Source organism: Streptococcus sp. 27098_8_74 (assembly GCF_041431705.1).
Classification (GTDB): Bacteria; Bacillota; Bacilli; order Lactobacillales; family Streptococcaceae; genus Streptococcus; species Streptococcus salivarius_E.
In genome coordinates this window covers 41,309-66,458 of the sequence record NZ_JAPVYF010000009.1, presented here as the reverse complement: position 1 = coordinate 66,458, position 25,150 = coordinate 41,309, and the positions used below count along the sequence as shown (strand labels likewise).

The 25,150-nt window shown below is 41.0% G+C and carries 24 protein-coding genes; 6 read left to right on the top strand and 18 right to left on the bottom strand.

Features of this window, described 5'->3' with window-relative positions:
* Positions 1-5: 5 nt before the first annotated feature.
* Both O3670_RS05000 and leuS read right to left on the bottom strand, forming a co-directional pair.
* On the bottom strand, positions 6-461 hold the full coding sequence (locus tag O3670_RS05000; RefSeq protein ID WP_371595856.1) for a MarR family winged helix-turn-helix transcriptional regulator: 456 nt from the start codon (positions 459-461) through the stop codon (positions 6-8).
* Positions 462-726: 265 nt separating this feature from the next.
* A complete protein-coding gene (gene leuS / locus O3670_RS04995) occupies positions 727-3,228 on the bottom strand; it encodes a leucine--tRNA ligase (RefSeq protein WP_048790390.1) in 2,502 nt (833 codons plus the stop codon).
* 193 nt (positions 3,229-3,421) lie between these two features.
* Between leuS and O3670_RS04990 the strand changes: the two genes are divergently transcribed.
* On the top strand, positions 3,422-4,189 hold the full coding sequence (locus O3670_RS04990) for a DeoR/GlpR family DNA-binding transcription regulator (RefSeq protein WP_037600190.1): 768 nt from the start codon (positions 3,422-3,424) through the stop codon (positions 4,187-4,189).
* Positions 4,182-4,991, top strand: coding sequence for a Cof-type HAD-IIB family hydrolase (locus tag O3670_RS04985; RefSeq protein WP_037600188.1), 810 nt, complete (start codon positions 4,182-4,184; stop codon positions 4,989-4,991). The genes O3670_RS04990 and O3670_RS04985 overlap by 8 nt, the downstream gene beginning before the upstream one ends.
* Before the next feature lie 131 nt (positions 4,992-5,122).
* On the opposite strand, the gene O3670_RS04980 is transcribed toward O3670_RS04985, so the two are convergent.
* From O3670_RS04980 to pbp2a, 5 genes are all read right to left on the bottom strand, one after another.
* Complete coding sequence (locus O3670_RS04980; protein ID WP_037600187.1) at positions 5,123-5,611, bottom strand: phosphatase PAP2 family protein; 489 nt, start codon at positions 5,609-5,611, stop codon at positions 5,123-5,125.
* A gap of 125 nt (positions 5,612-5,736) precedes the next feature.
* Positions 5,737-6,276 carry a transcription termination/antitermination protein NusG gene (gene nusG, locus O3670_RS04975; RefSeq protein WP_002883644.1) on the bottom strand — a complete coding sequence of 180 codons (540 nt, stop codon included), beginning with the start codon at positions 6,274-6,276 and terminating at the stop codon, positions 5,737-5,739.
* 200 nt (positions 6,277-6,476) lie between these two features.
* On the bottom strand, positions 6,477-6,653 hold the full coding sequence (gene secE / locus O3670_RS04970) for a preprotein translocase subunit SecE (RefSeq protein WP_002883656.1): 177 nt from the start codon (positions 6,651-6,653) through the stop codon (positions 6,477-6,479).
* An 8-nt stretch (positions 6,654-6,661) separates the two neighbouring features.
* A complete protein-coding gene (gene rpmG, locus O3670_RS04965; protein ID WP_002886472.1) occupies positions 6,662-6,814 on the bottom strand; it encodes a 50S ribosomal protein L33 in 153 nt (50 codons plus the stop codon).
* A gap of 48 nt (positions 6,815-6,862) precedes the next feature.
* Positions 6,863-9,190 carry a penicillin-binding protein PBP2A gene (pbp2a, locus tag O3670_RS04960; protein ID WP_073685727.1) on the bottom strand — a complete coding sequence of 776 codons (2,328 nt, stop codon included), beginning with the start codon at positions 9,188-9,190 and terminating at the stop codon, positions 6,863-6,865.
* Positions 9,191-9,255: 65 nt separating this feature from the next.
* Here pbp2a and O3670_RS04955 point away from each other — a divergent pair, with 65 nt between their 5' ends.
* From O3670_RS04955 to O3670_RS04940, 4 genes are all read left to right on the top strand, one after another.
* Entirely contained in the window at positions 9,256-10,125 is an 870-nt protein-coding gene (locus O3670_RS04955; RefSeq protein ID WP_037600181.1) for an RluA family pseudouridine synthase, read from the top strand.
* Positions 10,126-10,309: 184 nt separating this feature from the next.
* Complete coding sequence (locus O3670_RS04950) at positions 10,310-10,642, top strand: TM2 domain-containing protein (RefSeq protein WP_013989998.1); 333 nt, start codon at positions 10,310-10,312, stop codon at positions 10,640-10,642.
* Positions 10,642-10,947 (top strand): DUF2752 domain-containing protein, encoded by a 306-nt coding sequence (locus O3670_RS04945; protein ID WP_073689661.1) that lies wholly within the window; start codon positions 10,642-10,644, stop codon positions 10,945-10,947. Before O3670_RS04950 ends, O3670_RS04945 begins: the two co-directional genes overlap by 1 nt.
* Positions 10,948-11,037: 90 nt before the next feature.
* A complete protein-coding gene (locus tag O3670_RS04940) occupies positions 11,038-11,883 on the top strand; it encodes a superinfection immunity protein (RefSeq protein WP_002889817.1) in 846 nt (281 codons plus the stop codon).
* 79 nt (positions 11,884-11,962) lie between these two features.
* Here O3670_RS04940 and groL read toward each other — a convergent pair whose 3' ends face one another.
* From groL to O3670_RS04885, 11 genes are all read right to left on the bottom strand, one after another.
* Positions 11,963-13,582: a chaperonin GroEL gene (gene groL / locus O3670_RS04935; protein ID WP_371595855.1), complete on the bottom strand. Its 1,620-nt coding sequence runs from the start codon at positions 13,580-13,582 to the stop codon at positions 11,963-11,965.
* 44 nt (positions 13,583-13,626) lie between these two features.
* Positions 13,627-13,914 (bottom strand): co-chaperone GroES, encoded by a 288-nt coding sequence (groES, locus tag O3670_RS04930; protein ID WP_002883604.1) that lies wholly within the window; start codon positions 13,912-13,914, stop codon positions 13,627-13,629.
* A 165-nt stretch (positions 13,915-14,079) separates the two neighbouring features.
* The gene (locus tag O3670_RS04925; protein WP_037600174.1) at positions 14,080-14,883 is read right to left on the bottom strand and encodes an ABC transporter ATP-binding protein; all 804 of its coding nucleotides are present in this window, start codon (positions 14,881-14,883) and stop codon (positions 14,080-14,082) included.
* The gene (locus tag O3670_RS04920; protein ID WP_371595854.1) at positions 14,883-16,823 is read right to left on the bottom strand and encodes an ABC transporter substrate binding protein; all 1,941 of its coding nucleotides are present in this window, start codon (positions 16,821-16,823) and stop codon (positions 14,883-14,885) included. The genes O3670_RS04925 and O3670_RS04920 overlap by 1 nt, the downstream gene beginning before the upstream one ends.
* Before the next feature lie 481 nt (positions 16,824-17,304).
* On the bottom strand, positions 17,305-19,167 hold the full coding sequence (locus tag O3670_RS04915) for a proline--tRNA ligase (protein ID WP_371595853.1): 1,863 nt from the start codon (positions 19,165-19,167) through the stop codon (positions 17,305-17,307).
* A 70-nt stretch (positions 19,168-19,237) separates the two neighbouring features.
* Complete coding sequence (locus tag O3670_RS04910; protein ID WP_371595852.1) at positions 19,238-20,500, bottom strand: M50 family metallopeptidase; 1,263 nt, start codon at positions 20,498-20,500, stop codon at positions 19,238-19,240.
* A gap of 16 nt (positions 20,501-20,516) precedes the next feature.
* Positions 20,517-21,311 (bottom strand): phosphatidate cytidylyltransferase, encoded by a 795-nt coding sequence (locus O3670_RS04905; RefSeq protein ID WP_037610707.1) that lies wholly within the window; start codon positions 21,309-21,311, stop codon positions 20,517-20,519.
* Between the two features lie 12 nt (positions 21,312-21,323).
* A complete protein-coding gene (gene uppS / locus O3670_RS04900; RefSeq protein WP_002886457.1) occupies positions 21,324-22,073 on the bottom strand; it encodes an undecaprenyl pyrophosphate synthase in 750 nt (249 codons plus the stop codon).
* Between the two features lie 128 nt (positions 22,074-22,201).
* Positions 22,202-22,540 carry a preprotein translocase subunit YajC gene (locus O3670_RS04895; protein ID WP_038675213.1) on the bottom strand — a complete coding sequence of 113 codons (339 nt, stop codon included), beginning with the start codon at positions 22,538-22,540 and terminating at the stop codon, positions 22,202-22,204.
* Positions 22,541-22,665: 125 nt separating this feature from the next.
* On the bottom strand, positions 22,666-23,382 hold the full coding sequence (locus tag O3670_RS04890) for a YebC/PmpR family DNA-binding transcriptional regulator (RefSeq protein WP_002883635.1): 717 nt from the start codon (positions 23,380-23,382) through the stop codon (positions 22,666-22,668).
* Between the two features lie 155 nt (positions 23,383-23,537).
* Positions 23,538-25,115 carry an ATP-binding cassette domain-containing protein gene (locus O3670_RS04885; RefSeq protein ID WP_148513095.1) on the bottom strand — a complete coding sequence of 526 codons (1,578 nt, stop codon included), beginning with the start codon at positions 25,113-25,115 and terminating at the stop codon, positions 23,538-23,540.
* Positions 25,116-25,150 lie beyond the last annotated feature (35 nt).

Below are 25,150 nucleotides of genomic sequence, written 5' to 3'. Positions count from 1 at the left end.
GATTTTTACCACGGTAATTCTTGCCATACCTTTTCAACATCATCCATCAATTTCATAACCATTTGAAGGTCCTCATCACTATAGTTTTTTAAAACTGAAAAAATGGCTGTCTCAATATGTTCTTGTTGCTCTTTATGAATGTTAAAAACGTCAACCCCTTTTTTTGATAATATCAGATATTTATTTTTTTCATTATCCGGTGCAAATTCAAAAGAAACGAGGTCTTTCTTGGTTAAACGTCTAACACTCTGAGTAATAGCACTCCTAGACACTTCAAGTAACTCAGATAATTTCACTAGATTCACAGGCTGATTGCGACCTATTAGGTCAATCAAATGGACTTCATTAATAGTGATTGATTTATCAATACTATTCCTATGCTGATCCTTTTTCAACCGTTCAAAGGCTAAGGCAAAGCTGTTAAAACGATTATTAAACTTATGCAGTTCTTTCTTATTCATAGTTTCCTTCTTTTTGTTAATGATATTAACAAAATATCGTTTTCTTGTCAAGAAGAGTAAAAAATCCTCCAGAGCTTAGCTCTGAAGGATTCACTTTTATTTCACAACAATGTTAACAAGTTTATTAGGCTCAAACAGTTCGGGAAACTGTTTGAGGTTGAGCATGAACAAATAAATCGGTTATTTCACAACAATGTTGACAAGTTTGTTCGGCTTCAATAGTCCAGTGGACTGTTGAAGGTAGCAGATAAGGCTAATAAACTCGTTATTTAACGACAATATTAACGAGTTTATTAGGTACACTAATTACTTTCACAATTTCCTTGCCATCGATCTCTGCTTTGACTTTTTCGTTAGCAAGAGCTACTTCTTGCAACTCTTCGCGTGAAAGATCTTTAGCGACCATCAATTTGGCACGGACTTTACCTTTGATTTGAACAACGATTTCGATTTCGTCTTCAACCAATTTACTTTCGTCCCATGTTGGCCAAGCTACATAAGAGATAGACTCACCGGTTGCTGCGACTGTTTGCCAGAGTTCTTCTGCCAAGTGAGGCGCAAATGGAGCAATCAATTGGATAAAGCCTTTGGCGTAATCCACATAGAGTTTATCTTCCTTGTTGGCAGCATTGACAAAGACCATGAGTTGGGCAATAGCTGTGTTGAATTTCATAGACTCGATTTGCTCAGTGACAGATTTAACGGTTTCGTTATAAACCTTGTCAAGAGCGCCATTGTTTTCCGCAACGATTTCTTTACTTGTAATCAAACGGTAAACACGGTCAAGGAATTTACGGCTTCCTTCCAATCCTTCTTCAGACCAAGCGATTGAAGCATCGAGTGGTCCCATGAACATTTCATAGACACGAAGGGTATCAGCACCGTATTGTTCCACCACATCGTCTGGGTTGACAACGTTCTTGAGGGATTTAGACATTTTGGCTGGTGCTTGCTCCAACTCTTCCCCTGTTTCCACATGGAAGAAGGAACCATCACGTTTTTCAACCTTGTCCGTTGCCACAAGAGCTCCACGGTGGTCACGGTAGCTAGTTCCCAAGATCATTCCTTGGTTGAAGAGTTTTTGGAATGGCTCTTTAGTCGGTACAACACCAAGGTCATAGAGGAATTTATGCCAGAAACGAGCGTAAAGCAAGTGAAGCACGGCGTGTTCTGCACCACCTACGTAGATATCTACTGGCAACCATTGTTTGAGGAGGTCCTCATCAGCCAATTTCTCTGTATTGTGTGGATCGATATAGCGGAGGTAGTACCAGCTTGAACCTGCCCATTGTGGCATAGTATTAGTCTCACGACGACCTTTGACACCATCCTCACGAGTCACTTCAAGCCAGTCTGTCAAGTTAGCCAATGGGCTTTCACCAGTACCTGAAGGGCGAATGTCCTTGGTTACTGGCAAGACAAGTGGGAGTTCACTTTCTGGAACAGCTGTTGAAGTACCATCTTCCCAATGAATAATTGGGATTGGTTCACCCCAGTAACGTTGACGGCTAAAGAGCCAGTCACGAAGACGGTAAGTGATTTTTTCTTGACCAAAGCCTTTTTCTTCCAACCAAGCCACGATTTTAGCAATCGCTTCTTCTTTGTTGAGACCGTTCAAGAAGTCAGAGTTGACGTGAAGGCCATCTTCTGTGTAAGCAGCCTCTTCAACGTTTCCACCTTCCAACACTTCTACGATTGGAAGGTCAAACTGTTTTGCAAATTCCCAGTCACGCTCATCGTGGGCAGGTACGGCCATAACAGCACCTGTTCCGTAGCTGGCAAGAACATAGTCCGCAATCCAGATTGGAATTTCTTTACCATTGACAGGGTTGACGGCATAAGCACCAGTCCAAACCCCTGTTTTTTCCTTAGCAAGGTCTGTACGAGCCAAGTCTGATTTAAGGCTGGCTTGGTGTTTGTAGTCAGCTACAGCCTCAGCTTGTTCAGGTGTTGTGATGGCATCTACTAGTTCATGCTCAGGAGCCAAAACAGTGAAGGTCGCACCAAAGAGGGTATCAGGACGTGTCGTAAAGACGGTAAATTCCTTGTCTGTTCCTTTCACTTTGAAGGTGACATTGGCACCCGTTGATTTACCAATCCAGTTGCGTTGCATGTCCTTGATAGACTCTGGCCAATCAAGGTCATCCAAGTCATTGAGCAAACGCTCAGCATAGGCAGTAATTTTAAGCATCCATTGGCGCATTGGTTTACGGACAACTGGATAGCCTCCACGCTCAGACGTTCCATCAGGAAGGACTTCTTCGTTGGCGATGGCTGTTCCCAATTCTTCAACCCAGTTTACTGGCACTTCAGCTTCATAAGCCAAGCCTTTTTCGTAAAGCTTAGTGAAAATCCATTGCGTCCATTTGTAGTAGTTTGGATCTGTTGTGTTGACTTCGCGATCCCAGTCGTAAGAGAATCCAAGCGCATTGATTTGGCGTTTGAAGTTGGCAATATTTTCCGCTGTGAATTCCGCTGGGTCATTCCCTGTATCCATAGCATATTGCTCTGCAGGCAAACCAAAGGCATCCCATCCCATTGGGTGAAGGACGTTGTAGCCTTGTGCACGTTTGAAACGGCTGAGGATATCAGTCGCTGTGTATCCTTCTGGGTGTCCTACGTGAAGACCCGCTCCAGATGGGTAAGGGAACATGTCAAGCGCATAAAACTTAGGTTTTGAGGCGTCTGTTCCTGTCTTAAAAGTGTGATTGTCAGCCCAGTATTTTTGCCACTTAGGCTCGATTTCTTTATGATTGTAAAAACTCATGGTTTCTCTCCAATATTCGTAATGCTTCTATTATAGCATTTTTGAGGGATTTTTAAAGATGATAAGGGAACTTTAAAAGGCAAATTCACTTGAGTCTGTTTTGCGTTCTTTTCATTCTTTTTAAGTTTTTTTGCGCTTTTGTATTGTGAAAAAGCAAAAAGATGCTATACTAGTATCAGAAAGAAGGTGACTCATGTATCAGGAGCAACGATTAGAGAAAATATTAACACTTTTGGAGGAGAGAGGAAAACTATCTGTCAAGGAAATGGTTGATGAATTAGAAGTTTCCAAAGATACTGTCAGAAGAGATTTCGACTGCCTCAGCCAGAGGAATTTGGCTCAGCGTACCCATGGTGGCATTCTTCCAGTAAAAAATACCACTGTTCTTGGCTTCCAGGAACGTCAGAAAGGACTCACTGAAGACAAGAAAAAAATGGCAGACCTAGCGCTTAGCTTGGTCAAAGACCAATCTCTACTCTTTTTCGATGTCTCTACCTTGATGCTTGAAGTCTCACAAAAATTGACTAAGAAGGTCACTATCTACTCCCACTCTTTGGACAACGCATTGGTCCTAAGTGGCAAAGAAGGCGTTGACTTTCATCTCTTGGGAGGAAGATTTTACAGTAAAAACCGCTTCTACTATTCGCTTCACGAAGCCCAGCTCTTGCAACATCTACAATTTGACTTAGCCTTCTTTGGAGCGGCTAGTCTCAATCAAGGAGTGGTCAGTTATGAGGACGAGGAGGATGTTGCTGTTAAGCAACTGGCCATGCAGGCTGCCCGAACCAAGGTTCTTATTGCTGAATCAGACAAGTATGAAAAACATTCCAAATATATCTTGGGCAAGATTGAAGGCTTTGACTACTGGATTACAGATAAGGAACCTGATTCTGATTTGGTCGAAGCCCTTAAAGACAGAGTAACGATTTTATATGATGGAAAGGATAGCGATTATGAATAATATCCGTTTGATTATCAGTGACATTGATGGCACTATTCTCACTAGTAACCACCAGGTAGATGAACAACTGATTGAGGTAATGCCAGAGCTTGAAAAGGCAAATATTCCCTTTGTTTTAGCATCTGCCCGTTCTCCACTAGGGATGCAACCAATCGCTCATAAACTGGGACTTCATGACAATCCCATCGCCTGCTACAACGGCGCCTTAGTACTTGAGGGTGACCGTACTATCATCCAACACCCTGTGGATAAAGCTGAAATTCAAGAACTTCTTAGCTACTTATCCACAGATTATCCAAGTGTCTCTGTGAATATCTACTCTGGCAAGGACTGGATTACCAACAAACTAGACAAATGGTCTCAGTTGGAAGGAAGTATCACGGGTGAATCTCCTATTATTAAGGAGCTGCAAGACACGGTCTCAGATTCAGAGCCTCCTATCCACAAGCTTTTGTTGATTGATGAGCCTGAAGTTATTCAGGACCTCCATCAAAAACTCCTAAGCATGGATTTTACACAGACAGCATTCTACTTATCCAAAGATAACTATCTTGAAGTCACAGCCAAACATGTTTCTAAGGAACACGCTCTCATCGAGGTTGCCAAATATTACGACCTTCCTCTTGAAGAAGTCATGACAATCGGAGATAACTTCAACGACAGTCCTATGCTGGCCCTAGCTGGCCTGGGAATTGCTATGGGCAATGCACCTGAAGGGGTTAAGGAAACTGCAAACTTAGTAACGACTTCAAATGATGAACATGGTGTGGCTCAAGCTATTACAGAACATGTCCTAAACTAAGCCAATATCTAATGGTGGGAACAGCCTTTAATTGCCAACTCGAATTTTAGAACAAAAGAAAAGGTGCCCTAGAGGTGCCTTTCCTTTTTCAACGAAAAAAGCCCTCCTCTTTCAAAGAAGGACTAGATTTTCTATAGGTAAAGAAGAAGACCCACAAGGATTCCAATGACGTAGCCTGCCAAAACATCACTAGGATAGTGAACACCACCTAGCACGCGCAAAAGAGCTAGAGCACCCGCCAGAAAAAGCATAACCCCACCTAGCCAGGGGTTAAGCGTCAGCGCCAACATAGCAATAACAGTCGCTGAGAAAACATGCCGGCTGGGAAAGGACTTGCCTAGACTGTCCTTCTTAATAAGGGGTTGGATAGCCCAAGTCTGGTATGGACGCGGTCGATTATAGAGACTACGACCAAGAGAAAGAAGGAAAAAGCCTCCCCCCATAATAAGCACTGTCGTAGAGAGAATAAACCACCCACCCCTTAGCAAAACCCAAATAAGAAATATAGGAAAAAGCAGGTAAAAAGTCCTAGTTATAATTTTGTTCAAGCCTTCTAAAACCTTAGCGTAAGAACGTAAAGGAGTACTAATCCTATCATAAAATCGTTTATAATTCATCATCCGTTAGAAAAAAGGGAGTGACACATAACTAAATTTCAAAAATCTAGCTTCTAGTCTCTCCCCTCAAGTTTAATGAGATAGTCTTTCGAGGTTGAAGTCACTTATCCCAACCTCTTTTGTCTATCTTAAAGTTCAGCGATTTGGTAAAGTTCAAGTTCAGCAGCTGTTTCTGAACCAAACATGTTAATCATGATTTTAACCTTGTTGTTTTCAATTTCTACAACACGGCCTTCTTGACCCATAAAGGCACCATCAATGATTTGAACCACATCACCAACCTTGATATTAGTGTCAAAGACATCAACTGTTTGACCCATTGAAATCAAGATTTGACGGATTTCTTCTTCCAAAAGTGGTGTTGGTTTAGAACGGTTACCGTGAGATCCAACGAAACCAGTAACGTTCGGAGTATTACGGACAACGAACCATGCTTCGTCTGTCATTACCATCTCAACAAGAACGTAACCAGGGAAGCGGTTTTCCTCCACTTCTTTAACTTTACCGTTTTTCTCAACATTGACAGTTTGAGTTGGGATTTCAACACGCAAGATATTTTCAAGCATGTTATAAGTTTGAGCACGTTGCAAAAGGTTTTCTTTAACTTTGTTTTCGTATCCTGAATACGTTTGAAGGACGAACCAGCCCTTGTCGAATGAATCTAGCATTTGAGGATTCCTTTCTTTTTTCTAAATGACATTTAAACAACTTTGGCTAGCTATCTTCTAGATTCGAGTGTTAAATGTAAATGAATGCCTATGGTTTAATTCAAAGCGTAATAAAAAAGCCTGATGGCCCTTATTCTCACTTTTATCTGCATTTATTATAACAAAAAAGAGCAGGCATTCCCACTCTTTTTGTGTTTTCTTTAGAAAAAGTTAATCAGTGCTGACATAGCGCGACTCAACAATTCATCAAACGCATAGATGATGACAGTGAAGAACGCAGTATACTCAAGAACTGAAATAAAATCGTGCCAGCGTTGTTTACGGTCTGGCCAAGTCGTGTCTTTCAAGACTTTGAAAATACTTCCAGTTTGTCTCACGGTGTCTCCTATCTTGTTTCCTTATGCAAGGTGTATTTTTTACAATGTTTACAAAATTTGTTAACTTCTAGTCGTGTTGGTTTGGGAGTGCTACTCACATTAATTGAGTAGTTTCGGCTCCCGCATTCAGCACACGCTAGGCTTGCTTTTTTCTGTGCCATAACGCCTCCGTTCTTTTTATCTTACCACTTTTAGGTGCAATTGACAAGCTATCTAAACAGACCTGAGAAGGAGTCTGTAATCTTATCCCATAGGCTACTTGCCTGATCTTTAACGTCATTCACAACATCTGATGCCTTATCTGTCCATGACTTGTTACTACTATTACGTGAGTCATTTGGATCTGCCGTATAGTCTAGGGTTTGACCATCAGCTGCATAGGCATTTTCAACAGTAAACTCAGTACCTGGTGTATTTGGTAAAACATCCGCAGCGATATAGCTGAAGATCGTCGAAGCTGTTCCCGAGCTAGCTCCTGTTAGGTAGTGACTTTCGTCAGTCTTATCAAAACCAATCCAGGTCGTCATGACCACATCAGGAGTATAACCAATCACCCACTGGTCACTAGTCAAATCCTTGTTGAATTCAGCCTGAACAGTACCTGTCTTACCTGCCATTGTGTAACCCGTGTAGTTGGCATTCACAGCAGAACCATTTGAGAAGGTACCAAGCATCATGCTGGTCATCTGGTTAGCTACTGACTGGCTGATAACACGTTTAGACTTCTTACTATGGGTAGCAATAATGTCACCACTGGCATTTTCAATTTTAGTAATGAAATAAGCTGTGTTCATCTCACCACCATTAGCAAAGGTAGCATATGCCTGAGCCATTTGAAGAGGACTGGCTGTCACACCACCACCAAGTGAAATTCCCAGTTCTTCTGGAACATTGTCAAAGTTAAGACCAAATTTTTGACCGTAACTAATCCCCTTTTGAATACCGATTTGATTAAAGAGGTAAACTGCTGGGACATTGTAGGAGTTGGCCAAAGCTTGATACATGGGCACATCCTCTGTTTCAATATCACCATAGTTAGTAGGGGTATAGCCATTATAGTCGATTGGTTTATTCGGAAGGTCCTTATTGATGCTCCATCCTGAAGCCAGAGCTGGGGCATAGACTACCAAAGGTTTGATGGTTGATCCAGGACTACGTTTACCTTGGGTTGCATAGTTAAAGTTACGGAAGGTTGTGTCACTGGTACCACCTACACGACCTACTAGACCACGGACCGCTCCAGTTGTTGGATCAAGTGCCACACTAGCTGACTGAGCTGTACTACCATCACTTTCTGATGTAGGGAAGAGATAGGTATTTTCGTAGGTTTGCTGCATATTAGCTTGTGAGTTGGCATCCATCTCTGTGTAGATTTTGTAGCCATTTTTTACGATTTCATCCTCACTCAAGCCATAAGTCTTTGTAGCTTCTTCAATGACGGCATCAAAGTAAGACGGATACTTGTAGTCATCACCAGTCCCTTGATAGGTATCATCCAGGCGACTAGCCATATCAACTCCAGCCGCACTGTCGGCATCTGCTTGACTCAACTTCTTGTCATCAACCATGTTGGCGAGGACAGTGTTTCGACGGTTGGTCGCATTTTGGATATTATCGATTGGGTTATAAATTTCAGGTCCCTTAAGCATACCAGCGAGGGTCGCTGCTTCATCAACGGTTAGATTGGCAGCACTTGTCCCGAAGTATTTTTGGCTGGCGTCTTCAACACCCCAAACTCCATTTCCGAAGTAGGCATTATTGAGGTACATAGTAAGGATTTCTTGCTTGCTATATTTCTTTGTTAATTCCAAAGAGAGGAAGAATTCCTTGGCCTTACGAGTAACAGTCTGTTCTTGAGTCAAGAAAGCATTTTTAGCCAACTGTTGGGTAATGGTGGAACCACCACCAAAGCGCCCCATGGACACAATAGCCAGGAGGAATCGCTTGACGTTAACCCCGCTATTTTTATAGAAGGTACGGTCCTCAGTTGCTATGACAGCATTCTCCAAGCTATCACTAATAGCATCCAGCTCCACATAAGTCCCTTTTTGCCCTGACAATGAACCAGCTTGATTGCCTTCTTTGTCATAGATAACCGTAGTGGCTTTCAAGGCATCTTGAAGATCTGAAACATTGGTCGTCTTGGCAATATAGAAAAGGTAGGAACCTACTGTCAGAACCAGCACAGCTAGCATGATGAAGAGAATTTTCCCAATATGATAGCGACGCCAGAAACGGCGAATAGGATTTCTTGGCGAAAGCGTAAACTTACTCAAGAACGCCTGAACCTTACCTAAGGGTTTGGTGGTATCAATAGGTTTCTTTTGCTTAGAACGTTGATAACGTGACGTCTCTTGACTTTCCTGAGACATATCTAGGTCTTCAACGGCTTGTTCAACCTCATCAGGTTTCTTAGCAAAGAGTCCCTTTATCTTATCTTGTAAATCCTGCGATTTTCCAGCAGGATGGGATTCCTGACCCTTTCCGCTAGTTTCTTCTTTAAAAAGTTTGTTTTTTAGATTATCAAAAAATGTCATAACCTTATTATACCAAGTTTTTACAGGTTCTGTCCTCTTTTAAACGTTCATGATATAATGAAACCATGACTTTACACGTAGAAATTATCAATCCTTATCCTGCAACGACTGTCAAAGACTTGCTAGAAACTAAGCTCCTCATTCCTCGTAAGATTCGTCATTTCCTACGCACGAAAAAGCACGTCCTCATCAATGGAGAAGCTATTAATTGGCAGAGTCCTGTTGAAAAAGGCGATAAGATTAGCCTGACCTTTGACCGGGAGGACTACCCTGAAAAAATTATCCCTATGGGAAATGCCAGTCTGGTAGAGCCTCTTTATGAGGATCAGCATCTCATCGTGGTCAATAAGCCTGAAGGAATGAAGACGCATGGTAATGAACCCACAGAAATTGCTCTACTTAACCATGTTTCGGCCTATTGTGGGCAAACCTGTTACGTCGTTCATCGACTAGACATGGAAACTAGTGGGGCTGTACTCTTCGCAAAAAATCCTTTTATTCTCCCTATTCTCAATAGACTCTTGGAAGATAAGAAGATTCAGCGTCAATACTGGGCATTGGCTGAAGGTAAATTTCAGACCAAGGAGACTGTGTACAACGACAAGATTGGACGCGACCGCCATGATCGTAGAAAACGAGTGGTTGATCCTAGAAAAGGGCAGGTTGCCTATACAACCTTCACGCGCCTCAAATCCTTCAAAGGAGCCAGTCTGGTCAATTGTCAACTAAAAACCGGACGGACCCACCAAATTCGGGTGCATCTGGCCCACCATGGTCATGCCATTCTGGGGGACCCTCTTTATAGCCACCGCCCCGCATCTCGACTCATGCTCCACGCCCACACTCTTAGTTTCACCCATCCCTTAACACTCGAAAAAATCACTGTTAAGGCGAGTTCAGACAGTTTTGAAAAAGGGTTGAGAAATCACAAATAATAGAAGTAGGCTCATTCTCAAGCATAGTGCGAAAGGATTATCCTAATGATCCTCTAGTTATGACACAGTGGAAGCTTGCAAATAAGTTGCTTTTATTGACTTCAAAAGCCTTGACCGCCTTGAATCTCCCTTTACAATATGTTATCCTTTACATATCATTTAAAATTTGAGGGGTATTTAATTTATGAATCCAGTCGATCAATGGATAACCATTAACGCCAAGTATTTCCCAACAGAACAAGTTCAGTACATCCGTCAACGTCTTGAAGCACTTCCTGAGCAACAACTTTCAATGCTTTACTCAATCAGCTTCCAAGATCCAACAATGTTGTTGATTATTTCACTTCTAGGTGGGACTCTTGGAATTGACCGCTTTCTATTAGGACAAATTGGTCTCGGTGTTGGTAAACTTTTGACGTGTGGTGGATGTGGTATCTGGTCAATCGTTGACTTATTCCTCATCATGGATGCTACTCGCCAATCAAACGCTCAAAAACTATTTGCAGTTATTGGCTAATGAAAAACTATTTCACACGCTTGTGGGCCTACCACCAGCGTTTTTTTAGATTATATCTCTTAGTTTTAGTGGCAGTTTATGGAGTCTACCTTTTACATCTTCCAACACCACTCAGTTTAATCCTAAGACCATTTGGCCTTAAAGCTTGGAGTGCCGGTCTAACACGCGCTAGTGTTAGACTCTTACACCTAGATTGGCAAGGAGCCTGGGACTATAATCCACTGATATATCCTCTAGTGGTCTATATCCTAACCTATTTCTTTCTCTTTCCCATCTTTAGTGATAAGAAGATTATAAGGAAATAAAGTAAAGACTCCCATTGTAGTCCCCTTACACTATTGCTATAATTGTAATTATCAACATTTTTATAATCAAGATATCTGGAGGTTATACACATGAAGCAACAAGATTGGATCGATTTTTTCCAAGCAGTTAATGGTCGTAATCCAAGTATTCAAGAAATGGCTGAAGCAGCTCAGAAAGGCGAGTTTGTCCGAGAAACTCCCAAACAAACTGTCGAAATAACAAAACCTGTCCCACAAAAAGACACTGTAGAAACTAAGCAAGACTCAGAAGGTGTTGAGCCTACAGAACCTGCACCATCAACAGAAGTTGTAGAAACTACCGAAAATGATGTTGACAGCTATGACGTCGCTGAAGAGCCACTCACTAACTCTACAGCAGATGAAGAAGAAACTTTCCAAGCAACTAACTTATCTCAAGAAAAGCAATCAAAGACCTTCCAGGAACAAGTTAAACCTGTTGTAGAAACTGCCAGTCAGACTGTTAACCAATTTGCGAATCAAACTGGTGAAACTTTCCAACAAGCAAGTAAAAATCTAAACGAAACTTGGAAGAAACAAGACAAGAAAACCCAGACAAACTTCATCATGTTAGCCATCGCTGATATTCCATTTATCATCTGGGCCCTCGGAATATATTTAATTGGAGTTGCTAGCGATGAAGTTGGGGCAACGTTACCCTTAGCACTTTTCCTCCTAATTTTTTCTTTACCTTTTGTAGCACTTATAATCTTACCAGCCCTCCTAAATAAAACAGACAAGAAATGGCTAATCTTTGTCTTATCTATCCTCCTAAACTGGACATTCATCGGTTGGGTCATCCTTCTTGTTGTTTCTATCAATATGAATAAGGAAGCAGAGCGTATCAAGCAGCAACAAATGATGATGCAAATGGCAGGTGAACAAGGAAATTCTAATATGTTTAACCCTTTTCACTAATTAATCATTAACAATAAAAAAGAAAACCCAGAAAAAGTTTCTCAACTTTTCCTAGGTTTTTTCTTTTGCTTTTTAAATCTTAGTAACCCATCATTCCTGGATCCATAGCTGGCGCTGCTGGAGCCTCTGGTTCTGGTTTGTTGGCAACGACTGCTTCGGTTGTCAAGATAAGACTTGCTACTGAAGCAGCATTTTGAAGAGCAGAACGTGTGACCTTAACTGGGTCAATGATTCCTGCTTCAACCATATCTACCCATTCACCGTTAGCAGCGTTAAAGCCTGTACCAACCGGGCTGTTCTTCAATTTATCGATGATAACTGAACCTTCATAACCAGCGTTATAGGCAATTTGGCGAACTGGTTCTTCCAAAGCACGGAGGACAATATTACGTCCTGTAGCGTCGTCACCTTCAAGATCAAGTTCAGCAACCTTAGCAATGACGTTAACTAGGGCTGTACCACCACCTGCTACAATACCTTCTTCAACAGCGGCACGAGTAGCGTTAAGGGCATCTTCGATACGAAGTTTCATTTCTTTAAGGGCTGTTTCAGTGGCTGCACCAACCTTAACAACTGCAACACCGCCTGACAATTTAGCCAAACGTTCTTGAAGTTTTTCACGGTCAAACTCAGATGTTGTTGTTTCCAATTGAGACTTGATGAGGTTAACACGGTTAGCAATCGCTTCTGCGCTTCCCGCACCTTCGACAATAACTGTGCTATCTTTATCCACAGTTACTTTCGAAGCTTGACCAAGTGCTGCCATAGTTGCATCCTTAAGCTCAAGACCAAGGGCCTCAGTAATAACAGTTGCTCCTGTCAATACGGCAATGTCTTCCAACATTGCTTTACGACGGTCACCAAAACCAGGGGCCTTAACAGCAACAACATTGAAAGTTCCACGAATCTTGTTAAGAACAAGTGTAGGAAGAGCTTCACCATCCACATCATCAGCAATAATCAAAAGTGGACGACTGGTCTTAAGTACTTCTTCCAAGAGTGGGAGGACATCTTGAATATTTGAAATTTTCTTGTCAGTCACAAGGATAAATGGATTATCAAGGTCAGCGACCATTTTTTCATTATCAGTAACCATGTACTGAGAAAGATAACCACGGTCAAACTGCATACCTTCAACCACTTCGAGTTCTGTCTCCATACCACGAGACTCTTCAATAGTGATAACACCGTCATTACCCACACGTTCCATTGCTTCTGAAATGTATTCACCAACTTTTTCAGAACGTGATGAAACAGCTGCAACTTGGGCAATGGCTTCTTTATTAGCAACTGGTTGAGCAATGGCTTTCAACTCTTCAACCGCTGTAGACACAGCTGCTTCAATCCCACGACGGATACCGATTGGATTAGCACCAGCCGTTACATTTTTGAGACCTTCACGAACAATAGCTTGTGTCAAAACAGTGGCTGTCGTTGTTCCGTCACCGGCAATATCGTTAGTTTTTGAAGCCACTTCGCTGACCAGTTTGGCACCCATATTTTCAAAGTGATCTTCGAGTTCGATTTCTTTAGCAATTGTTACACCATCATTAGTGATAAGAGGTGAGCCAAAAGCTTTTTCCAAAACCACGTTACGACCTTTAGGGCCAAGCGTTACCTTAACTGTATCAGCCAAAGTATCAACACCACGAACCATTGCTGCGCGTGCATCTGATGAAAATTTAATATCTTTTGCCATAGTTACTCCTTCTTTATCTTAGTTTATATCTGATCAGCATTGACCTAAGCTAGGACCGCTAAAATATCTGCTTCACGGATAATTGAAACGGAATCATCTCCGTCTTTAACATTGACACCTGCACCATTTTCAACAAGGACTTTATCGCCTGCTGCAACACTAGGTGCAATCAATTCACCAGTAAGAGTACGGATTCCTTCACCTACTGCTAAAACCTCAGCAGTCTTTGTAGCTTCATGACTGGCTCCTGCCAATACAAAGCCACTAGCTGTTTTTTCTTCTGTTTCTTCAAAACGGACAACGATACGATCGCCCAATGGTTTCAATGCCATACCGATTACCTCCAAATGTTATTTGTTATTAGTAACGTTTGAAACGTTATTTTTAGCACTCATTAACCAAGAGTGCTAATCTATATATTTATTTTAGCACTTGGTCAAAAATAGTCAAGAAAAAACTACCCAAAATCTAAACTTTGGATAGTTTCTTTTTGCTTATTAACCGAGTACCAAGGCATCGTCATTGAGGACTTGTCCACTATTTTTGTGGAAGAGATCCATAAGTTCTGCAACAGTGAGATTTTTCTTTTCCTCACCTCGCACATCGACGACGATTTTACCATGATAGAGCATGACCAGACGGTTCCCATATTCGATAGCATGTTCCATATTATGGGTAATCATAAGAGTTGTCAACTCTTGTTCTTCAACAATCTTACGCGTCAAATTCATGACCATGTCACTTGTCTTAGGATCTAGCGCAGCTGTATGTTCATCTAAAAGCAAAATCTTTGGGCGAACCAAGGTCGACATAGCAAGTGTCAAGGCCTGACGTTGTCCACCTGACAAGAAATTAGCATCGGTCTTCATACGATTTTCAAGCCCAAGACCAAGATCTATCAAGGCTTCCTTGAACACTTGACGTTCGCTCTCAGTAATAGACTTTTTAAAGAAGCTACGTTTCTTACCTCGACGATAGGCAATCGCCATATTTTCTTCAATAGAAAGGTTTGTCGCTGTCCCCATTCGAGGATCTTGGAAAACACGGCTAATATCTTTAGAGCGCTCATCTACAGATGCTTTCTTAATAGATTGTCCCTCCAACAAGATATCCCCTTCATCAATGCTAAGAACACCAGCGATTGAATTCATCAAGGTTGATTTACCAGCACCATTTCCTCCAATAACAGAGATAAAGTCTCCCTGCTCAATGTCGAGATCCAAACCACGAAGGACGTGATTTTCATTGACTGTGCCTTTTTCAAAGGTCTTGTGAATCTGTTGTAAACTAAGTAAAGCCATTACTTGTCACCTCCTAAAGTCAAGGATTTGTTAGGTTTGATTTTCAATTTTTGTCGTACTTCTGGTACGTATAGGATGACAGCAAGCAAGATGGCTGAAGCCAATTTCAACATTTGAGCATCAACGTTCATGGCAAGGATAATAACCAAGACCAGACGGTAAAGAACAGCTCCTACAACAATTGACCACAGGCGTTTACCAAGTGGTAGATACTTGACGATAACTTCAGCCAAGATAATTGCAGCCAAGCCATTTACGATTGTACCAGTACCCATATTCATATCCGCATAGCCATTGTTTTGAGCTAGGAGGGCACCTGATAGGGCAATCAAACCATTGGAAATCATGTAGCCAAGAATCTTCATACGGTCAACCTTGATACCATTGGCTTCACCCATGGCAAGGTTATCACCTGTCGCACGAAGGGCCAGACCAACCTGCGTATTAAGGAGAACAACCAACATAAGCACTACCAGACTAACAAAAATTAGTCCTAATAGAATCACACCATTCAGCTTAGACAAACCGAGTCCCATCACCATAGTTACTAGCGTATTATGTCCTGATAGAGAGACATTGGCACTTCCAAGAACCAAAAGGTTAACGGAATAGAGCCCCGTTAAGGTAATAATCCCTGTTAAAAGTGCTGGTATCTTCATTTTCGTATGCATAAAGCCAGACACAGCTCCAGCAAGCATACCAGCCACAAAACCACCTAAAGTCGCAAAGATTGGGTTGATTCCACGGATAATCATGATAGTTGTCGTAGCAGCACCAAGTGGGAAGGCCCCTTCAGCTGTCAAATCAGCAAGGTCCAAAATACGGAAGGTAATGAAGACCCCAATAGCCATGATTGCCCAGAGAAGTCCCTGAGAAATGGCTGTTAGCACCACATTTGAAAATCCTTTTTTAGAAGACTTATTGACCTTAAGCTTAATGACACCCTTATCTTTTTTAGCAATTGGTTTGTCATCTTGCATTGATGCTTTAGATTCCTCGTCACTAATACTAGAAACATCAATGCCAAGTTCTTTAGCCATGTCATGGTTAACCACAACATTTAGTGTTTTAGGATACTCTGCATCGACATCCTTGACCTTCTCACCTCGGAGAACACGGCCTGCCAACTTACCTGTTTGACGACCAAGAGCTTCATAGTTGGTTCCATAAGTGAATAGGACACCTTTTTCTACACTACCAGCGTCACTACCAACAACTGGAACCTTAGTCTCTTTAGAAAGATCTACCAAGGTATTAATAGCACTAACAATGGTATTGTCAGTTGGGATGAAGATGACTTCGGTCTGACTCATCAAGCTCTTGGCTGTATCTTGGATATCATTGGTTGATGAAATTCCTTTGATAACCGTTTCAATACCAGCTTCCTTGAAGTATTTCTTGGCTTCTTCAACCTGAACTTCTGAGTTACGCTCGCTGGTCGTGTACATAATCCCAACTTTTTTAGTGTTTGGAAGGACCTTTTTCAACAACTCGACTTGTTTGTTGATTGGTGACATGTCGCTTGTCCCTGTCACATTTCCTCCAACATTGTCCATAGACTTAACCAATTTAGCTGAAACTGGATCTGTAACAGCTGTAAAGAGAATTGGCTTGTCCTTTGTCAAACTACTCAAAGACTGGGCTGCTGGGGTTGCGATAGCTAACATGACATCATTATCTTCAATAAGCGACTGAGAAATCGTCTGCAAGTTAGACTGATCTCCTTGTGCATTCTGATAATCGATTTTGATGTTCTTACCGTCGACATAACCTTCCTCTTTGAGTTCTTCAATGAACCCTTTACGTGTCGCTGACAAGGAAGGATGTTCCACATATTGGAGCACACCGACGTGAACCAAATCTTTATTAGAAGCATTGGAACATGCTACCAAGAGGACAGCTGTAATAACAGCCATCATACTGACCAAGAATTTCTTCATCTTGTATACCTCTATTTTTTATTCTATCTATTTCCAATTTTCTGTCATCTTTTTTCCGAGACGATAGGGTCAAATGAAAATTAAAAATAGACCACGGTATGAAAAAAACCAGTTAGGACAGGCCCAACTGGTTTTATGCATCTTGACTAGCACAGGCTAGCTTATGTCACCGGTTAGACCTATTCATCTAATCGGCTAATCCATCACAAAATGCTTTAGCTTCATAGATACAAACTGACTGACGCTTGTATCCTGAAACACAAACGTCCTATCTAAAGAAACTAAAGTAATAAAAAGCTTTAAGATTTCCCAAATGGGTCGCTTTGTTAAGCATGTGATGCCTCCGTAGTTATGATAGTCTTAAGTTTACACTATTTAGACAATTCTGTCAAATTGGAATTTACTCTCTTTTCTCTCAATTTATCATTGTCACTACAAAAGAAAAATCTCTTCTTGCTCCTGCAAGAAAAGATTTTTTATATTAAGCATTTTGTTCTGTTGTTAAGATAGCAAGTGTCTCAATCAAGTTATCGGCATTAACTTCAATAGTATCACCTGTTGCCTTGATTTTAACTTCGACAACACCTTCGCTGGCTTTTTTACCAACTGTCACACGGATCGGAAGTCCGATAAGGTCACTGTCAGAGAATTTAGAACCAACACGCTCATTACGATCATCTGTCAAGACATCATAGCCTTCAGCCATAAGAGCAGCTTCCAAACGTTCTGTCAAAACATTGGCTTCCTCATCCTTAGTGTTAACTGTAATCAAGTGAACATCATATGGAGCCAATTCTTTAGGGAAGTTAATTCCCCATGCATAGCGGTATTGACCTTTTGGGGTCTTGTTAACAAAGAGACGTGCATGTTGTTCGATCACAGCTGACAAGATACGGCTTACACCGATGCCGTAACATCCCATGATAATTGGAACAGCACGGCCATTTTCATCAAGAACATTAGCACCCATACTTTCAGAGTAACGTGTACCAAGTTTAAAGATATGACCAATCTCGATACCACGCGCAAACTGAAGGACACCTTGACCATCTGGTGAAATTTCACCCTCTTTAACTTCACGAATATCCACGTATTCTGCCTTGAAGTCACGCTCTGGGTTAACCCCTGTCAAGTGGTAACCATCTTCATTGGCTCCAACAACCGCATTAGCCACGTCTTGAACCTTACGGTCCGCAACGATACGAACATTTTCAGGAAGGTTAACTGGACCAAGAGAACCGAAGTTAGCGCCAAAGACTTGACGTGCTTCATCTTCTGTAGCTGGTTCAAGGAAATCAGCAGCAAGGTAGTTTTTCAACTTCACATCGTTAACCTGATCATTACCGACAAGAAGGGCCACCACTGGTTCATCATCAGCAATGAAAAGCAAAGTCTTGATGGTTTGTTCTTCTGGAACATTCAAGAAAGCAGCAACTTCATCAATTGACTTGCAATTTGGCGTTTCAACTCGAGTCACTTCTTCTTGAGTCACAACCTTGGTCGCTGGTGTGTAGGCGTTTGTTGCCATCTCAAGGTTAGCTGCATAGCTTGACTCTGTAGAGTAGGCAATTGTGTCTTCACCAGATACCAACCACGATGTCAATTCTTTCTTGATTTCTTCCATGACATCTTCTGGAATCTCATCCAATGAAGCAATTGACTTGTCAAGAACTACCCAACGGTTGAGATCTGTACGCTCAGGAGTAACCGCCATGAATTCTTGAGAATCCTTACCACCCATGGCACCACCATCACCGATGATACCCTTAAATTCAAGGCCAGCACGTGTAAAGATAGCCTCATAAGCTTTACGGTAGTCTTCATAAGTGACATCCAAATCTTCATAGTTTTGGTGGAAACTATAAGCATCCTTCATGATAAATTCACGTGTACGAAGAAGACCGTTACGAGGACGTTTTTCATCACGGTATTTTGATTGGATTTGGTAGAGATTAAGTGGCAATTGTTTGTATGATTTAACCGCATCACGAACCAAGGCTGTAAACGTTTCTTCGTGAGTTGGACCGAGGATAAAGTCAGATTTATCACGGTTTTTAAGTTTATAAAGGTCTTCACCGTAAGTTTCATAACGGCCTGACTCACGCCACAAATCTGCTGTCAAAAGCGCTGGCGCCAACATTTCAACCGCACCGATTTTTTCAAACTCCTCACGCATGATGGTTTTGAATTTCTCGATAGCACGATTTGCCAATGGCATATAAGCATAGATACCAGCAGAAACCTGACGCACGTAACCCGCACGTACCATAAGGGCATGACTGATAACTTGAGCATCACTTGGCATTTCACGAAGTGTTGGAATCAACATTTTACTTTGTTTCATCATTTACATACTAAGGAGGCTGGCCCTTGGGTCAAGTCCCTTAGACTTCCTTTCGTTTCTTTGTTTCTAATTAAAAGAAAGCACGCATAATATCATTCCAAGTGACTGCAATCATAAGAACAACCATGATGGCAACACCTGCAAGTGTAATATAGCTTTCAATTTCTTGATTAAGTGGTTTACGACGAATGGCTTCAATAATATTCATAACAATTTTTCCACCGTCAAGGGCTGGAATTGGGATAAGATTGAAAATTCCCAGGTTAATTGAGAGCATCCCCATAAGGTTAAGAATGGAAATCAAGCCATTTTCTGAAGCCTGGGCAGACATCTGGAACATAGCAACCGGTCCACCAAGTTTATTCAAACTAAAGTTGGTGATAAGTCCCTTAAGTGCTACGAGAATTTTGAAGGCCCCTTCCCAAGCCATTTGGAAACCACCAAAAATCTTATCTTTAAGACCTGTTTTTAAAGCAGGAGAAACACCCAAAAAGTAGCTACCTTGGTTCTCCTGAGGTTTAACAGAGATTGTTTCTTCCTGACCGTTACTTCTCTTAACTGTCACAGAAAGGCTGTCACCTTTGGAGAATTTCTGGGTATTCTCTGTCAATGCTTCCTTCAAGCTGTCCCAATCAGTAACCTTGTCCTTATTGATAGCCTCGATGGCATCACCATTTTTCAAGCCTGCCACCTGGGCAGCGCCTCCATCGGCTACCTGGATACGGTTGGTCGATGTATCTTGAACGCCACCCTGAACAAAGGCTAAGATAATAAAGACAAGCACCCCAAGAATGAAGTTATTCATAGGACCAGCAAAGTTGGTAATTAAACGTCCCCAAATGCTTGCATTTTGATATTGGACATCCTTAGGAGCGATACGAAGTTCTGTACCATCCTCCTCAACGATAGTGGCATCATGATCAACCTCATAGGTCTTGGTCTCATCTAGGACTAGACCTGTAATGGTTAACTTATCCTCCAAATCATAGGCAGTGACGTTCATAGGCAAAGCCGTCTGGTCAACCTGGCGATCCGAAAGGTTGATACGTCTTACCTTACCATCTGATCCAATCGTTAGACTGGCAGGGCTACCTGTTTTAATCCCAGTTGTATCTTCACCCCAACCAGCCATACGGACATAACCACCCAAAGGGAGGATACGGATAGTATAAACGGTACCATCCTTACCTGTATGTGCAAAAATTTTCGGTCCCATACCAATGGCAAATTCACGAACCAAAATTCCTGAGCGTTTGGCAAAAAAGAAATGACCAAACTCATGGAAGACGACAATCACACAGAAAATCAGTAAAAAGGTAATAATAGCTTTCATCTAGACACCTCCACTCTTAAAAAAGTCCTAGGAAGTGCATGATTGGGAAAACGAAGATCCAGCTATCGCAACGGTCCAAAACACCACCGTGTCCAGGAATGAGATTGCCTGAGTCTTTAACGCCAAAGTGACGTTTAATAGCTGATTCAACCAAATCACCAAATTGACCAAAGATACTAAAGAGAATCGTACAGATAAGCAACCAGAAGAAGTTATGAGGGGCATAAACGCCGTGGTTAATCAAACCAAAGATAAGAGCCACAATGATTGCGGATAAGATACCACCGACACTACCCTCAATAGTCTTATTTGGTGATACTTTTGGCAATAGCTTATTCTGACCAAATTGACGACCAAAAAGGTAAGCTCCAATATCTGTTGCCCAAATAATAAAAAGGGCAAAGAGAACTTTTTCCCAACTATCCAAACGTGCCGCAATGAGATTTTGGAAACCAAAACCAACATAAAAGGCAGATGCGATTGGATAAGCTGCATCATCAAAAGAATAATGGTCGCTATTAAGGACAGTCCCCGCTAGAATCAAAAATGAAATAACAGCGAAACCTGTCACACTAGCATTTGTTGGAAGACTGATAAAATACTGATCAATCGGCACAGCCAAGATAAAAGCTGCCACCATTGATAAAATACCCTCGATAGAGAAAATCTCCAAGTGCTTCATGCGAAGCATCTCAGACACTGCAACCATGGCCATGGCTCCAACCAAAAGTTGGAAAGGAAGACCACCGATAAAGAGCAATGGGAGGAAAATGGCTGCTGCCACACCCCCACCAATTAAACGTTCTTGCATGAGAGGTCCTTTCTAGACACCACCGAAGCGACGGTGACGTTTATTGTAGTCAGAGATGGCTTGACGTAGCCCTTGTTGGTCAAAGTCTGGCCAGAAAACATCTGTGAAGTAAAACTCACTATAGGCAGATTGCCAAGGCAAGAAATTACTAAGACGAAGCTCGCCACTCGTACGGATAATCAAATCTGGATCACGGTAGAGGTAAGGCAATTTATCTGTCATCAAATGCTTAGCAATGAGATCTTCATCAATAGCTTCAGGACTGAGTTTGCCTGCTTCAACCTCTTTAGCAATCGCTTGAACTGCAGATACAATCTCCGCACGACCACCATAGTTCAGTGCAAAGTTGAGAACCAAACCGGAATTATGTTTTGTCTGCTCAACTGCCTTTTCAAGAGCATCTAAGGTTTCCTTAGGCAGACGACTGTTATCTCCGATTGTCAAAATACGAACATTGTTTTTGTCTAATTCTGGTACATACTTGTTAAAAAATTCAACTGGTAAATTCATGATGAATTTCACTTCATCTTGTGGGCGTGACCAGTTTTCAGTTGAGAAGGCATATACTGTCAATACCTTAACTCCAAGTTGTGACGCTTCGATAGTTACCTTTTGCAAGGCGTCCATCCCAGCCTTATGCCCCATCACACGTGGTTGTAGACGTTTTTTAGCCCAACGACCATTTCCATCCATAATAATACCGATATGGTTGGGAATATTGTCTAGAACCTCTTGATGAGATTTTTTTCTAAATTTAAACATGGAATATCCTCTAAATATAGTTTACCCTTTATTTTACCACATTTTCAGGGGTTCTGAACAGATTTTAATACCGATAAGATTAGAAAACGCAAAAAGACCAGGATTTAACCTAGTCTCAAATACACATCTTACTTTTCATCAGCAGATTCAATTGCTGAATCTTCTTCGATAATTGTCTTTTCAGTTGTTTCTGCTGTTTCTGTAGTTGGTGCTGGTGTGATTACTTTCATGATTGAACGACTCAAATCAAAGGTCAAGAAGACACCTTCTGCATCCAAAACGATACGGTTATTCTCTTTGTCAATCTCATCAACAATAGCAATCAAACCACCGATTGTTTCAACCTCAGCACCCTTCGCAAGGCCTGCAAAACGATCTTCCTGTGCCTTTGCTTGGCGACGACGGCTGAAAGCTACATAAGCAACAATTGCGACCACATAAATGGCCAAAACTAGCATCATATTCATATTTCGTATTCCTCCAATAATTCACTTGGCTACTACTATATCAGATTAAGTCAGGACAAGCAAGACAAATCCTTAGACAGACCACATAAAAACACTTTCCTTATGACGGAAAGTGCTGAATGAGACTACATATCTGCTACGTTGTGATATACCTTTTGAACATCATCGTCTGCTTCAAGCGCATCAATAAGTCCTTCGAAAACTTCAAGGTCTTCACCTTCAAGAGTAACCTCAGTTTGTGGAATCATTTCAAGTTCAGTCACTTGGAACTCTTCTTGTCCGTTAGCACGGAGAGCTTCCAAAGCTTTGTGAAGATCTGTTGGCTCAGTATAAACAGTGATAGTACCATCTTCTGCTTCTACATCTTCAACTTCTACATCTGCTTCAAGCAATTGTTCAAAGATTGCGTCTGCATCTTCGCCTGCAAAAACGATAACACCTTTTTTATCAAACATGTATGAAACAGAACCTGAAGCACCCATGTTACCACCATTTTTACCAAAGGCAGTACGTACGTTAGCAGCTGTACGGTTAACGTTTGAAGTCAAAGTATCTACGATAATCATAGAACCATTTGGTCCAAAACCTTCATAACGTCCTTCAACGAAAGTTTCATCAGTGTTACCTTTAGCCTTATCAATGGCCTTATCAATAACGTGTTTTGGCACTTGCGCTTGTTTAGCACGCTCCAAAACAAATTTCAAAGCTGAGTTTGATTCTGGATCTGGTTCACCTTGTTTAGCAGCTACATAGATCTCAACACCAAACTTAGCGTAAACCTTAGAGTTTGCACCATCTTTAGCAGTTTTCTTAGCAACGATATTAGCCCATTTACGTCCCATGGGATTCACCTCTTCTAAGAGATTTGTATCTCTGATTTGTTTTTTCTTTTTTGAAAATAGCAAAGCTTGCTAAATTCACAATCCCTTACATTATAGCACTTTGACTGCCGTTAGTAAAATTGAAATAAATCCTAAGCATCTATCATATGAAACATTTACTCAGTCCCCTCTCCCAAACGAATAATCTTATCAAAATATGGTTCATTTTCCTTTATAAGATGGTGGGTAACCGTGATATAAGTGATATTAGGATCACTTAATAATAGGTGCTCAATACGAGTAGCATTATTATGGTCAAGATTTGCAGTAGCTTCATCAAAAATCACAACAGAACATCCTTTTAAAAATGCTCTTATCAGGCCTATTCTTTGTTTTTGGCCCTCCGAAAAGCTACCGTCTCTTACTTGCTCATCTATACGGTTTAAGAAAGATAAAAGATTAACTCTTTCAAGAACTTTCTTGATTTGTGTATCAGTAATAGCTTCATTCCAAAGGGTTAGATTGTTCCTCAAGGTATCATTATAGATATGAGTTTGACTCCCAACATAGGCACATTCAGACACGATTGAGTTCTCATCAATCTCTTTTGACTCCAATTTTCCAAACAAGATTTTTCCCTCGTAATCTTTAAGATTACCTAGGAATATATTAAGCAGGGTTGACTTCCCACTACCTGAGCATCCAGTAATAGCATACTTGCCTCCTTTTTTAAAGGTTTGGGTGAATCCCTCAAAAATAGCCTTATCTCCAAAATGATAACTTACATTCTCAAAGCGAACATCCTGAATAGTCGCTATGCAAGTCTTTGGACCCTCTGGAAAATCGTGAAATTTTCTTAAGATAGGATCGACAGACTTAATGGTCACTTGCAGCTGATTAATAGTGGATAGAGAGTTAAAAATATTACCTGATATCTGTCCTACCGAGGCAATGGTTCCAACAGTAATATTTCCAAAAATAATTAACAAACCAGTTAGAAGAAGTATCAACATCTGGGCGATAACTGAAAATAAAGCCATCAGCGTCTCAGTGCTAGTCTTTCTTTTTGTAAAAATAATTTTTTGTACAATATATTTCTCAACAATGGACCTCACTTGTCTAAGAAATATCTGTTTACGACTGGCGTAATAAACATCCGCATATCCATACAACTGATCGCTTATTCCAGAAACAAGCTCCTCATTCGCTTTGGAAAATATCTCCATTGATTTCTGCATTTTATTGGTAAATGGTTTGGGAAGATAAGTCAGGCATAAAGTCAAAAAAATGGCTAGAAGAACAATCCTTACATCATAACTTAATAAGGCAATAATTGAAAACAAAGTGGTGAATACTGTTGAACAAAGGATATAAATACTTGAAAAGCCATTTGATTCTATCAATTGGATATCATTATTTAATACTGAGAGATGCTCTCCAATATCAGTCTTTCTGAATTCACTAAAAGAATGGTGAATAATTTTACTAAGATAAGACTGACGAATAGACAAAGTCATTTTTTGGATTAATTTTGTTTGATGTACAGCAATAATATAATTCAAAACTAAATAAATAACGTAAAGCCCCAACTCTAGACCTAATAGAGCTAAAAAAGATTGGATTCGCTTCGATACCAGCTGATTCGTCATTAAAGCTAAGGTTACCGAGGCACTCACAAAAATAGCAGAATTCAGTGCTAACAGTAAGATATGAACTAAATTGTCATACTTGTATTTAAGAATATAGGTTCTCATAGATTTCCTCACAATCTAAATCACCTTGGTATATA